General features: G+C 69.4%; 12 protein-coding genes. 9 read left to right on the top strand and 3 right to left on the bottom strand.

Translation table 11 applies throughout. The annotated features are described in order from the left end of the window. Positions 1-1788, bottom strand: a 1788-nt coding sequence (locus AB0J09_RS38385; protein WP_360702098.1) for a hypothetical protein, incomplete at its 3' end; no start/stop codon positions are given. A gap of 235 nt (positions 1789-2023) precedes the next feature. Between AB0J09_RS38385 and AB0J09_RS38380 the strand changes: the two genes are divergently transcribed. The 5 genes from AB0J09_RS38380 (at position 2024) to AB0J09_RS38360 (ending at position 7371) form a co-directional block, all read left to right on the top strand. Continuing rightward, a complete protein-coding gene (locus tag AB0J09_RS38380) occupies positions 2024-3067 on the top strand; it encodes a LacI family DNA-binding transcriptional regulator (protein ID WP_360702096.1) in 1044 nt (347 codons plus the stop codon). 444 nt (positions 3068-3511) lie between these two features. Beyond that, entirely contained in the window at positions 3512-4033 is a 522-nt protein-coding gene (locus tag AB0J09_RS38375) for an endo-1,4-beta-xylanase (protein WP_360702101.1), read from the top strand. Positions 4034-4104: 71 nt separating this feature from the next. Beyond that, positions 4105-5565, top strand: a complete 1461-nt coding sequence (locus tag AB0J09_RS38370; RefSeq protein ID WP_360702092.1) for an extracellular solute-binding protein — start codon at positions 4105-4107, stop codon at positions 5563-5565. Positions 5566-5569: 4 nt separating this feature from the next. Beyond that, positions 5570-6550 (top strand): sugar ABC transporter permease, encoded by a 981-nt coding sequence (locus AB0J09_RS38365; protein WP_360702091.1) that lies wholly within the window; start codon positions 5570-5572, stop codon positions 6548-6550. Beyond that, positions 6547-7371 carry a carbohydrate ABC transporter permease gene (locus AB0J09_RS38360; protein ID WP_360702089.1) on the top strand — a complete coding sequence of 275 codons (825 nt, stop codon included), beginning with the start codon at positions 6547-6549 and terminating at the stop codon, positions 7369-7371. The genes AB0J09_RS38365 and AB0J09_RS38360 overlap by 4 nt, the downstream gene beginning before the upstream one ends. A gap of 60 nt (positions 7372-7431) precedes the next feature. Here AB0J09_RS38360 and AB0J09_RS38355 read toward each other — a convergent pair whose 3' ends face one another. Beyond that, positions 7432-8250: a phytanoyl-CoA dioxygenase family protein gene (locus AB0J09_RS38355; RefSeq protein ID WP_360702087.1), complete on the bottom strand. Its 819-nt coding sequence runs from the start codon at positions 8248-8250 to the stop codon at positions 7432-7434. An 80-nt stretch (positions 8251-8330) separates the two neighbouring features. Between AB0J09_RS38355 and AB0J09_RS38350 the strand changes: the two genes are divergently transcribed. Both AB0J09_RS38350 and AB0J09_RS38345 read left to right on the top strand, forming a co-directional pair. Continuing rightward, positions 8331-9176, top strand: coding sequence for an AraC family transcriptional regulator (locus tag AB0J09_RS38350; protein ID WP_360702085.1), 846 nt, complete (start codon positions 8331-8333; stop codon positions 9174-9176). Positions 9177-9207: 31 nt separating this feature from the next. Further along, positions 9208-9648: a hypothetical protein gene (locus AB0J09_RS38345; RefSeq protein ID WP_360702083.1), complete on the top strand. Its 441-nt coding sequence runs from the start codon at positions 9208-9210 to the stop codon at positions 9646-9648. A 4-nt stretch (positions 9649-9652) separates the two neighbouring features. Here AB0J09_RS38345 and AB0J09_RS38340 read toward each other — a convergent pair whose 3' ends face one another. Beyond that, a complete protein-coding gene (locus tag AB0J09_RS38340) occupies positions 9653-10294 on the bottom strand; it encodes a helix-turn-helix domain-containing protein (RefSeq protein ID WP_360702080.1) in 642 nt (213 codons plus the stop codon). A gap of 119 nt (positions 10295-10413) precedes the next feature. On the opposite strand from AB0J09_RS38340, the gene AB0J09_RS38335 reads away from it, so the two are divergent. Together AB0J09_RS38335 and AB0J09_RS38330 are read left to right on the top strand one after the other, a co-directional pair. Further along, positions 10414-11397, top strand: a complete 984-nt coding sequence (locus AB0J09_RS38335) for a DUF2804 domain-containing protein (RefSeq protein ID WP_360702078.1) — start codon at positions 10414-10416, stop codon at positions 11395-11397. A gap of 194 nt (positions 11398-11591) precedes the next feature. After that, positions 11592-12632, top strand: coding sequence for a LacI family DNA-binding transcriptional regulator (locus AB0J09_RS38330; protein ID WP_360702075.1), 1041 nt, complete (start codon positions 11592-11594; stop codon positions 12630-12632). The last annotated feature ends 99 nt before the right edge of the window (positions 12633-12731 follow it).

Below are 12731 nucleotides of genomic sequence, written 5' to 3'. Positions count from 1 at the left end.
CTCCGCACCGGCCAGCCCGGCGACGATGTTGACCCGCCGGCCGGTGGGAGGCGCCGCCGGGCGGTCGCAGTAGTGCTCCTGGGGGTAGTACGGGAAGTGCCGCCCCATCCAGAGCAGCCGTCGCATGACGTCCCAGGCGAGGGACGGTTCACCCTGCTCCCAGAGCGTCAGGGCCAGCTGCGGGCCTTCCCCCGTGTACGCACCGCCGCCTGACCAGTCGGTGTCGCCGAGCTCGTAGTGCAGCCGGTCGTCCGCGGCCACGGCGCTGACGCCGTAGGGCGCGAGGAAGGAGCCGTCACGCAGCCGCCCGAGCATGGCGCGGGCCATCTCCGGTGTGCAGGCGCCGTTCCGCATCGCGTCGAACGCCTGGACATGCTGGACGAGCTCGGTGTGCCCGTCGGGGTAGCGGCAGCGGAACCAGCCCTCGCGCTCATCCCACAGTTCGCGGGCGATCGCGCTCCTGATGTCGCGGGCACGGGAGCGCAGGTCGTCGACCGGCAGCCGCGCGCCGGACACCTCGGACAGCTCGGCCAGCCGGTCGAGGCACCAGGCGCGTTCGGCGTTGGGGCTGGCGACCACGTGCTCCCAGCCCGTGCTGCGCATCTCCAGCAGGTTGTACTGGCTGCCGTAGTCGCGCAGTACCCCCGCTGGGGTGAAGCGGGCGTCCAGACCCTCGACCAGGTCGTGGAGCTGGGTCACCAGGGCGGGGGGGAGGCCGAGGTGGGCGGCGACGGCGGTGGCGAGGGTGACCAGGGACCAGCCGCTGTACGCGTACGGGACGCCGAGGCCCGTGCCGTCGGGGGCGATCGCGTAGTGCCGGGTGAGATCCACCTTCATGATCGATTCGAGGACGCCGGTGGTGTCGTCGCCGAGCATGAGGGTGAGCAGGTGCGGGGCGTACCCGCCGGTGTCCCACGCGTAGGCGCAGAGCGCCCCGCCGTCCACGCCGGACGTGGCCACGAAGGGCGAGGTGATGAAGCCGGGGTTGTCCCAGAGGCAGACCAGCCCGCTGGTCAGTGAGCCGCGCCAGTACGCCTCCAGCCCGGGGATGTCGCTGGACAGCCGTGGCACGCGCGCCAGGGCCCGGGCCAGCCGGTGCTCCGACCGCCCGGTCGCCTCGGCGGCCAGCCCCCGTGGCCGCCCGGACGGCGTGCCGGCACCGGCGCGGACGGCCAGCGCGAACACCGTGGTCCCGCCCGCCGGGACGTCCTGGCGGAGCCCCTCGTGGGAGAGCTCGACGCTGACGTCCCCGGCCTGCCAGGTCCACTGGCCCGTGCTCACGGCCTTCGGACCCGGGGTGGGCGGGACCCAGCCCCATTCGGCGAGCGGGACGCGACGGGGACCGCCGGGTTCGGCGCGCGGTTGAAGGGTCACGATGACGTCCCGTCCGGCCCGGTTGGTGATCTCCACCTCCAGGACGAACCCCGCCTGGCCGTACAGCGGGGTGAGGGTGCTCTGGACCCGGAGCGAGGTCAGCTCCCCCTGGTGGCGGCGGTGGTAGGTGCCGTGCCTGACGATCCGGCCGGGCCGCCAGGAGCCACCCGAATAGAGCAGGCCCACCCCGGCCACGCCCGGCGCCGCGCCGTCGGCGATCCGGTGCCCGTCCACGTCCAGCTCGACGTCCAGCCGCGTGTCGGGGGCCGCGTACGGCGGCGCGAACCACCCGCCGACCCCGCACACCGACCCCGGCGGAGCATGGACCGTGGTCCAGCCGCTAGTGACCCAGGTGTCGCCGGGCGCCATGTTCTGGCGCAGGTCGAAGGCGAACTCGTCAACGGAATAAGGCATGCGTCAACCCCTTGCCTGAGGGTGGCTGGGTGGGAGATCTCTCCGAAGGGCACGGACGACCGGCGGTCCGGGCGCTCGTGACCGATGCTGACATCGGCCCGTATTCGTCGCAAGAGTTACGGCCGAGTTACTCCCGTTTTTCGTTCAGGTATTGCCATCGAACCGGTCCAGCGCTACGTTCCTGACAAGTGTTGGACCGGTTTGACAAAAGGCCGGGCACAGCTGAGGAACGTGCATGGAGAAAATCACGATCCGCGATATCGCACGCCTGGCCGGCGTCTCGAAATCGACGGTGTCGCTGGTGATCAACAACAGCCCGCGGGTCGACCCCGCGACCCGGCGCCGCGTGCTGGCCGTCATCACGCGGCACAACTACGTGCCCAGTGCCACCGCGAGCGCGTTGGCGAAGGGGCGGCCGCCGTTCATCGGCATGATCGTGCCCGGGCTGACGTGGCGGATGGTGGCCCCGCTGAACTTCGGGGTCGCCTCCGTCATCGAGCGCACGCCGTACGAGATCATCCTCTACACGAGCACCAACGACCACGACTACGGGCCGGTCATCGACCGCATGCTCGCCTCGGGACTGTCGGCCGGCGTCCTGGTCATCAGCCAGGACCAGACCATGAAACCGCTGCTCGACCTGCACGAGCAGGGAGTGCCCGTGGTCCTCATCAACACCCTCGGCTCCCGCTTCGACCTGCCGTCGGTCGAGGCCGACAACTACGAGGGCGCGTACGGCGCGGTCCGCCACCTGCTGGAGCTGGGCCACCGGCGGGTCGCGTCGCTGGCCGGGCCGATGACGTACCCGTGCTGCCAGGACCGGCAGCGCGGTTACGAGGACGCGCTGACGGAGGCCGGAGTCCCGGTCGACGCCTCGCTCACCCTGCAGAGCGGGTTCGAGCCGCCCAGGGCCCGTGAGCTGGTGCGCGAGCTACTGGGTCGCGCCGACCGGCCGACGGCGGTGTTCGCGCACAATGACGTCACCGCTTACGCCGCCATGGAGGCCGCCGCCGACCGCGGCCTGCGGGTGCCCGAGGACCTGTCCGTGGTCGGATTCGACGACATACCGTCGTCGGCGCACGTCAAGCCCGCCCTCACCACGGTCAGCCAGCCGTTCGAGGCGATGGGGGAGCACGCGGCCCGGATGCTGCTCGCCGCGATCTCCCCCGAGTCCGGCGAGGGCTCCGCTCCGGGCGAGCACGGCGCGCCGCCGCCCGCCCGCGTCCATCTGCCCACCACTCTCGTCGTCCGGGACAGCACGGGCCCCGCTCCCGGCTGACGCCTGCCGCCAGACGCACATTCACATCGACGAAGCAAAGACCGGCGCCCTCGGGGCACCGGTCGCGATCCCCCCTGCCCGTCGAAAGAGAGGACCCTGCCATGGGTCGCTTCACGAAGGCACGGCGCCGGCCGGCGTACGCCATTGCCTTGGCGCTGGTCGCGGCGCTGGGACTGGCGGCGCCCCCGGCCGCCGCGGACTCGCCGGCCGAGATCATGCCGGCCGACGTCCTCGAATCGTTCACCCAGTTCACGGGGAGCCCGGCACCACAGACCAAGATCGTCACCGTTCAGGGGCAGCCCGACTTCGACAAGGCGCTGCAGGTAACGGTGACCGGGCAACCGAGCACGTCCGGACTCGACGGCGAGTACTCGCTGGGCGTGGGCGCCCCATCCGCGCTGCCCACGGTCAAGGGCGAGGCGATGCTGGCCACCTTTCGCGGCCCTGGTCCGCTCGCTGAAGGACGGCGGGGCGCCCATCGGCGGCATCGGCATCCAGGGACACTTCGCCGGCGAGCAGCTCACCCCTCCGGCGGACCTGGTCACGCTGATCAACAAGTTCACCGGGATCGGCCTGCCCGTCGCGATCACCGAGTTCGACGTGGGCACCACCGACGAGCAGCTCCAGGCCGACTACACGCGTGACTTCCTCACCACGATGTTCAGCATGCCGCAGGTCACCGGGGTCAGCACCTTCGGGTTCTGGGAGGGCGACACCTGGGATCCCAAGCGAGCCCTGTTCCGGACCGACTACACGCCCAAGCCGAACGCCCTGGCCTGGCGCGACCTCATCTACGGCAAGTGGTGGACGAAGGCGTCGGCCACGACCGGGCCGACCGGCTCGACCACGGTGCGCGGCTTCCTCGGCGACTACACCGTGAAGGTCTCGGCCGGCGGCGTCACCAAGGAGGCCGCCGTCTCGATGCCGACCATCGCCGGCAAGGCGATCACGGTGGTCGTCGGCTGACACCAGCACATGGGGCCGACCGGCCTCGGCACATCGAGCCGGCCGGCCCCGGCACATCGAAAGGAAAGACCATGTCAGCCATTCAGCTCAGCCGCCGGCAACTCCTGCAGGCCGCCGTCGCCGCCGGCGGGGCCGCGTTTCTCGCCGGCTGCGGCGACTCCCGGCAGGACGCCGGTCCGGCGTCGGGCACCACGCTGGCGTACTGGGACTGGTACGTCAGCCAGGCGCCGTGGGTGGACAACGAGATCAAGCTCTTCCAGCAGGCCAACGGCAAGACCACCATCAAGAAGACCACCCAGGTCACCGACAAGTACCTCGACCTGGTGGCGCTGGCGTTCCGCAGCGGCACCGCCCCCGACGTCTTCCTGCTGCCCACGAAGCCGAAGCTGGAGGTGCACGTCGGCGAGGGCTGGCTGATGCCCCTGGACAAGTGGGCCACCCCCGAGTGGCGGTCGAGGTTCCCCGACAACAGCTTCGTCGAGGGCGTCAACATCTTTGGCGGCAAGGTCTACTCCGCGCCCTTCGGCGGCTTGGCGCCGGCGTTACAGCTCTACATCCACAACGGGGTCTTCAAGGAGGCCGGTCTGACCAACCCCGACGGGACGGTCCTCATCCCGAAGACGTGGGACGACATCACCCGCGCCGCCGAGACGATCACCAGCAAGAGCGGCGGCAAGGTCTTCGGGCTCGGCTTCGGCAACGCGCAGAAGGGGGCCCTGCCGTGGCTGATCGAGCTGTTCTGCCGGGGCGCCGGGTCGCCCGGGGGCACGCAGTCGGTCGACTACCGTACGGGCAGATGGACGTACGGCACCGACCGCAACTACGCCGACTTCATCGCGCTCCTCCTCGACTGGAAGAACCGCGGTTTCATCTACCCCAACTCGATGAGCATCTCGGACGAGCAGGCCAGGGCGTTCTTCTCGAAGGGCCGGTTCGGCATGATCGTCGGCGGCGTGTGGAACCAGGCGCCCTGGGAGGAGGCCGGCTTCAAGGACTACAGCCTCATGACGCTCCCGTCGCCGACCGGCACCCCGCAGGGCTTCTTCTACGGAGCCCCGGGCAGCTACCTGATGGGCATCTCGGCCAAGGCCAAGAACCCGGACCAGGCGTGGGCCTGGCTCGACTGGTTCTACAGCCGCGCGGCCGGCAAGCGCTGGGTGCAGGGCGGCTACGGCCTGTCGGTCTACCCGGAGAACAACGATCCGGCCGGCGTGAGCTCGCCGACGTTCAAGCAGTACGTGGCCATGGCGAACACGGCCCTCGTCGGCCCGGTGCCCGCGATCCGCAACCCGGAGATCGCCAAGGTGGAGGTGGCGCCGGTCCAGCCGGACCTCCCGGACGTCGCGGCGGGCATCTACACCGGCCAGCTCAAGGACGCGCCCAAGGCGCTCAAGGAACTCGAGGACCGTCTCAACGGCGCCCTGAGCGATGCCGTGTCGAAGGCCCGCGGGCAGGGGCTCAAGGTCAGCATGGACGACTACGTGTTCGCCGACTGGGACATCGCCAAGTCGTACACGACCAAGCGCGGATGACGTGATGACGGACATCCAACTGGTCGGCCGGCCCCGTGCGCTGACCGCGGGAAAGGCGTCCCGCCTGCGGCAGCGGATCGCCGCGGCGCGCTGGTCCTACCTGTACGTCCTGCCGATGCTGGTGCTGCTGCTGGCCTTCGTGATCTATCCCATCATCGCGTCGCTCGGCTACACCTTCTACCGGTGGGACGGGATCGGCGAGCCCGGCGACTTCGTCGGGCTCGCCAACTTCTCCCGGGTGATGACGGACTCCATCTTCTGGGAAGCCCTGCGCAACACGTTCTTCTACGTGCTGGCCGTGGTGCCCGTCCAGCTCGTTCTGGCGCTCGCGCTCGCTCTTGTGCTGAACAATCGCCGGCTGCGCGCGAGGACCTTTTACCGGACGCTCTTCTTTCTTCCGGTGGTGACGTCGGCCGCGGTCGTCGGCGTGGTCGTCCAGCTGCTTTTCTCCAATTTCGGCGACGTCGTCAACGACGTGCTGATGTCGCTCGGCCTGACAAATGAATATGTCGACTGGCTCGGCGACCCGAATTTCGCGATGATCATCATCATCGGGGTCGGGATCTGGCACACGCTGGGCTACAACCTGGTGTATTTCCTGGCCGGTCTGCAGACGATCCCCGACGAGCTGTACGAGGCGGCGCGGCTCGACGGCGCGGGCGCCTTCGCGAGCTTCCGCTACATCACCGTGCCCATGCTCAGGTCGGTGGGGGTCGTCATCGTGCTGCTGTCGGTCATCGGCTCGTTCCAGGTCTTCGACCTCGTGCAGGTGCTCACCAACGGCGGGCCGTACTACGCCACCGAGGTCGTGAACACCTACATCTACCACCTGGCGTTCGGCGGGTTCGGCGGCTCCACCGTCGAGCGGGACGTCGGCCTCGCCTCGGCGGCCTCGTTCTTCTACGGGGTGCTGCTCATCGTCTTCGCCGTGGCCCAGACCCTCTTCCTGCGGGTGCTGGTCAAGCGCAGGGGAGGCCGCGCATGACCCGGCGCGCGCCGTGGATGACGCACGTGTTCCTCCTCGCCGGCGGGATCGCCTGGCTCTACCCGTTCCTCTGGACCTTGGGCAGCTCGCTGAAGAGCACCGACGAGTTCTTCGGCCGTGGCCTGAACCCGCTGCCCGGCACGCCGCTGTGGTCGAACTACGGGCAGGCCTGGCAGGGGGCGTCGTTCGGGCAGTACTTCGTCAACACGCTCACCATCACGGTCTGCACGGTGGTGATCACCCTGCTCGTCACCGCCATGGCCGGCTACACGCTGGCCCGCACCGAGTTCCCGGGCAAGGGGCTCGTCCTGGTCGCGGTGGCGGGGACGGTGTTCCTGCCCCATGGGTACACCATCATCCCGATCTTCGACATCATGGACGCGCTCGGCCTGCTCAACAGCCTCTGGTCGATCATCATCGTGCAGTCCGCCGGTGGGATCGTCTTCGGCACCTTCCTGTTCATGGGCTACTTCCGGGCGATCGACCGTTCGCTCGAGGACGCCGCCCGGGTGGACGGGGCCAACTTCCACCAGGTCTTCTGGCGGATCATGCTGCCGCTGTCCGGGCCGATGCTGGCGACGGTCGGCCTGTTCACTGCCATCTCGGCGTGGAACAGCTTCTTCATCCCGCTCGTGTTCACCCTCGCCCGTCCCGAACTGCGCACCCTGGGCGTCGGGATGTACGCCTTCATCGGCGAGAACTCCACCGACTGGACGCTGCTGTGCGCCGGCTCCGTCATCACGCTCGCCCCCATCATCGCCATCTTCCTGGTGCTGCAGAGGTTCTTCGTGAACGGGCTCGCCGGCGCCGTCAAGCAGTGACAGAAAGGGGGTCCATGTCCCATCCCCGGCGGGCCGCGATCGTCGGCACCGGAGAGCCGGTCACCCCGCCCGATACAGAACGGGATTGAGCGGGGTGTCCGGGACGGCTCCCACCTCGGTCCCGGGCAGCCACGCGCTCAGGTCAGCTCGCTGGTTGCCGTTGACCGGCCGGGAGACCGTGATGTCGGCGTCCATGTAGATCACGGTCATGACCCTGCGCGGGATGTCCGACCGGTTCGGCCCGGCGTGGTGGAACGTCCACCCGAGGTGATAGCTGGCCTCGCCGAGCCGGTACGGCGTCTCGACGTGCGGGAAGTCCCGCGCGGCGAGCGCCTGCTGCAGCTCTCGCTCGGACTCGTCGCTGATGGGCAGGTCACGGCCGTACTCGAAGCGATGGCTGCCGGCGGCGAAGGCCAGCGGCCCCATCTCGGCCGGCGTCTCCTGCAGGGGGATCCAGACCGTCACGGTGCGGTCGGTGGACAGGGGCCAGTAGTACTGATCGGCGTGCCAGGGGGTGAACCCGCCGCCCGGCTCCTTGTACAGCGCCTGGTCGTGATAGAGCCGGACGCCGTTGACGCCGAGCAGTTCGGCCGCGATGCGGGCCAGGCGCGGGGAGAGGACGAACTCGCGGACCAGGTCGCTGTGCCGCCACAGGTTGGTGACCTGGAGGAACGCCTTGCCGTACGTGTCGCGTTCGGCGAGGGGTAGGTGCTGGGTGTTCAGCTCGATGACCTTCGAGGTGATCTCGGGTTCGTACGCCGCGATCGTCCCGGCGTCCAGCACGCCGGGCAGCTTCACGAAGCCGTTGTCGTTGAAGTGACGCAGTGCGGCGGCGTCGAGGTCGTAGCGGGACTCGAGATCGTGGTGAGTGACCGTCATGCGACCAGCCTCGCCGCGCCCTCGCTTTCGGGCCACGCAGCGGATGACCAATTCCGATACTTTCATGACGACGGAGCACCGTGCGCGCGATCTACGAGCACATCGAGGCCACCTCCCAGCTCTCCTGGAAGCTGTACGTGCGGCAGGCGTCGCACTTTCGCTTCGCCTGGCACTTCCACCGCGAATTCGAACTGACCCTGATCACCCGCGGCACCGGCACCCGATTCGTGGGCGACTGCGTCGAGGAGTACGGTCCCGGCGACCTGACCCTGATCGGCCCTCAGATGCCGCACACGTACCAGTCGATGCCCGGCCACGGCCGGCACGAGGCGATCGTCGCCCAGTTCCGCCGGGACTTCCTGGGACGGGACTTCTTCGACCGCCCCGAGTTCACGGGCGTGGCGTCGCTGCTCGAACGCTCGGCGCGGGGGCTGAGCTTCCCCCCAAAGGCCGTGGACCTCGGCGCGTTCGGCGCGATGCCACCGCCCGATCGGACCCTCGCGCTGATCGACGCGCTCGTCCGGCTGTCACGCTGCGCGGAGGCACGCCCGCTGGCGGGCGACCAGCACATTCCAGTGCTGAACGGATCCACGCGGGACCGCATCGACGCGATCGTACGGCTGCTCAACGAGGAGTACGCCGGGCCGGTCACCCTGGAAGCCGTCGCCCGCGCCGCCCATCTGGCCCCGGCCTCGGCCAGCCGGTTCTTCCGCCGCACCACCGGCACCACGATCACCGGCTACCTCAACATGCTGCGGGTCAACGCCGCGTGCCGGCTGCTGAGGGAGACCGACCGCTCCATCTCCGGCATCGCCGCCGACTGCGGCTATTCCAACCTGTCCAACTTCAACCGCCGCTTCCGGGAGCTGAAGGGCATGTCGCCTCGCGAGTACCGGTCGCGCTGGCAGGCCCGGAAATTGCATTGATCGGACATCCGGCGGATGTGACCATCCTCAGATGGACGAACAGGAACTGCAGCGGATAGAGGCGAACGTCAGCCTCGCCATTGATCAGCTCGGGCCCCTGAGTGACGTGACCTTCGGTCTCAACCAGGAGTCCGTCGAGTGGGTCGAGGGCTTCATCGAGCGCCAGCGTTCCCGGCCGGACTTCGACCCGGAGCAGGTCGGCGGTCTGATCGGCGTGCTCGGCTCGTTCCTGGGCGCATGCATCGCCGCCGCCACGGGCGGCGGCTGGCACAGGTCGGACGATGACGGGTGGGGTGTGCTCCTTCCCGACGGCAGCAGGGCCTTCCCGTTCGCGAAGGTGCGCAAGCAGTTCCGTGACGGGGTGGAAGGAGGCGAATCGATCGCCTCCTTCTACCGGATCGCGGTGGACTTCATCGCCACGGGGAAGCTGCGGGAGACACGTGAGGGCGGCGCCGGCCCGCACGCGACGTGAGCGGTCACCGCTCCGTGCACTGGGCTGATGCCACGTCGGCGAAGTAGGCCCGGAGCAGTCTGTGGCCCTGCTCGATCATGGCGGGGTCGCCCTCCCGGGAGGCTGCGAAGGCGAGCTGGAGGGCGGCCGCCGTGGCCTGGATGGCCAGCCGCATGACGCGATAAGGGTCGGGCAGCGGAGGCAGCCCGGCCTCCTTCAGCGCGAAGTGGTAGAGCCGTTCGGCCAGCACGTCCCCGCTCTCCTTCACGGTGCCGGGCGGCAGGAACGACGATCCGCCGGGCCGGGTGTCGGCGAAGTCGACCACGGTGAAGCCGGGGACGGTCCTACGCATCTCGACCGTCTCCGTCAGGACGAGCTCCGCCGCACGCGGCCAGGTGAGGCCGTCCTGCTCGGCCATGCGGCGGCGCAGCCGTACCAGCAGCAGTTCGAGATTGCGCAGCGCCAGCTCGCGCAGCATGCCGGACTTGCCGTCGAAGAACTGGTAGATGGTGCCGCCGGGCACCCCGGCACTCCTGGCCACGTCGGCCGTGGTGAGTGCGTCGAGGCCCACCTCGTCCAGAAGGCGGGCGCAGGCGTCGAGGATGCGTTCGACCCTGTCGATGCTGCGCTTCTGGACCGGCCGCCGCCGGAGGCCCGGATTGTTCACGGATCAGTCTTAACATAACGTTCTAACGTGACACGCTCTCATGTTTCCCCCGAGAGGACACACATGGACGACGTGCGCCCCACGCCCGTCGAACGGGAAACCGCCGGCTGGGCGGTTCCATGACCACCCATGAGCGGGAGATCGTCGCCCCCGTCGATTTGTGCCTCCCGGACGGTCGCCTCAACCCCGGCGCGATCGGCTGGACCCGCAGACCCCTGCACCGGGCGAACCTGCGCGGGTGGGGACGGCGCAAGCGCTGGGAGTACTGGGGGATCGTCACGCCCGGCCACATCATCGGCCTGGTCGCCTCCTCGCTGGACTACGCGGGAGTCCACGGGGTCTACGTGCTCGACCGGGCCACGGGCGTGGAGATCAGCAAGGACGCGGTGGTGCCGCTGGCCCGTGGCGCCGCGTTCCCCGACCGCAGCGGAACCGGGACGGCATCCGTGCGCGGAGGTGGCGTGGCGATCGACATCCATCAAGGACCGGCCGGCACCGTGATCCGGGCCGTCGCGCCCGGCGTCGAGATGGACCTCGAGGTGCCGCTGCCGGAGGGCCACGAATCGCTCGGCGTGGTGGTGCCATGGGGTCCGAACCGGTTCCAGTACACGGTCAAGGACGTCGGCCGTCCGGTGCGCGGGCGGCTGCGGCTGGAGTCGGGGGAGTTCGCGATCGGCGAGGCGGACTCGTTCGCGGTGCTGGACCACGGCCGCGGGAAGTGGCCGTACTCGGTCACGTGGAACTGGGCCGCCGGCAGCGGGCCCGGCCGGGCCATCCAGCTGGGCGGCAAGTGGACCGACGGCACCGGATCCACCGAGAACGCCCTGTTCGTGGCGGGCCGGCTGCACAAGATCGGTGACGAGCTGGAGTGGTCCTATGACCGGAGCGACTGGTTGCGCCCGTGGCGGATCACGGGACCGCGGGTCCAGGTGGAGTTCCGCCCGTTCCACGAGAAGACGGCCCGGACCGAGCTGGGCCTGGTGGGCAACGAGACGCACCAGTGCTTCGGCCATTTTTCGGGACAGGCCCAGACCGGCGACGGCACCTGGGTGGACCTCGACGGCCTGACCGGCTGGGCGGAGGAGGCCCGCAACCGCTGGTAGATCGCCGGCTTCAGCGTCTTACGCGGGCCCTCAGCTACTGATAACGGTTTCAGTAAACCATGCTCGGGCATGGGGTGAGCATGGCCTTGAGTTGGGGAAATGCCCGAATGTGTAACGAGTTGGAAACATGCCATTGACACTCCGTGGTCGCTTACTGCCATCATCACTGACATCGATTTCAGTTTGGAGCTCACGTGGTCACCATCCATGACGTAGCAGCTCGCGCGGGGGTTTCTCCCGCCACGGTCTCGCGCTTCCTGCGGGGCCAGCGGGTGCGCTCGTACGAGGCGGTTCAGGCCGCCATCGACGAGCTGGGCTACTGGCCGAGTGCCGCGGCGCAGTCGCTGAAGTCCGGACGCACCAACACGATCGGCGTCGTCGTCCCGGACATCACGAACCCCTACTTCGCCGCGGTGGTCAAGGGCATGGAGTCCGTCACGCGTACGGAGCCCTACCGCATCCTGCTCGCCAACAGCGACGAGAGCAGCGAGCAGGAGGACGACGTGCTGGCGGACATGGTGCGCAGGGTCGACGGCGTCATCCTCGCCCCCGCCACCGAGCAGGACGAGACCCCGCTGCACGTCCACGACGCCGACGTGCCCCTGGTGTTCGTGGACCGCGATCTGGCCGGCGGCGAACGGTTCGACGCCGTGCTGGTCGACAACGACGGCGGCGGCAGGCAGGCGGCAGAGCACCTGCTCGCCCTCGGGCACACCCGGGTGGCCGCGATCAGCGGGACCCTGGACACCACCCCGGGGCGGCTGCGGCGCGAGGGGTTCGTCGGGACGCTCGCCAAGGCGGGCATCGAGGTGCCGCCCGAGTACGACCTGGTCGGCGACTTCAAGGAGCACAGCGGCTACCAGCTCACGATGTCCCTGCTGTCGCTTCCCGAGCCGCCCACCGCCATCTTCGCCGCCAACAACCTCATGACGTTGGGCGTGCTCAAGGCGCTGCACGACATGCGGATCGACATCCCCGGCCAGATCAGCCTGATCGGCTTCGACGATCTGGACACCGGTCCACTGCTCAGGCCGCCCCTGACCGTCATCGACCGGCCGATGTTCGAGCAGGGCGTGCTCGCCATGCGGCTGCTGCTGCGCCGGCTGGACCCGGAGGAGACCGGCGGCGGCGCCAGCCGCATCGTCCTGGACACCAAGCTGATCGAACGTGCCTCCACCGCCCCGCCGGGCGGGCGGCCGGCCCCCTCACGCACGAGAAAGACCCGATCGCGATGAGCGTTGTGACTACCTCGCTCGCGGACGTGACCTCTTCGGAGGCGGCGTTGCGAGCTTTCCTGCACGGCCTGCCCGGGGTTGACCGGGTCGGCGCGGACC

The sequence above is a fragment of the Nonomuraea sp. NPDC049784 genome (genome assembly GCF_040659615.1).
GTDB lineage: Bacteria > Actinomycetota > Actinomycetes > Streptosporangiales > Streptosporangiaceae > Nonomuraea.
This window is presented reverse-complemented; position numbering and strand designations above follow the sequence as displayed.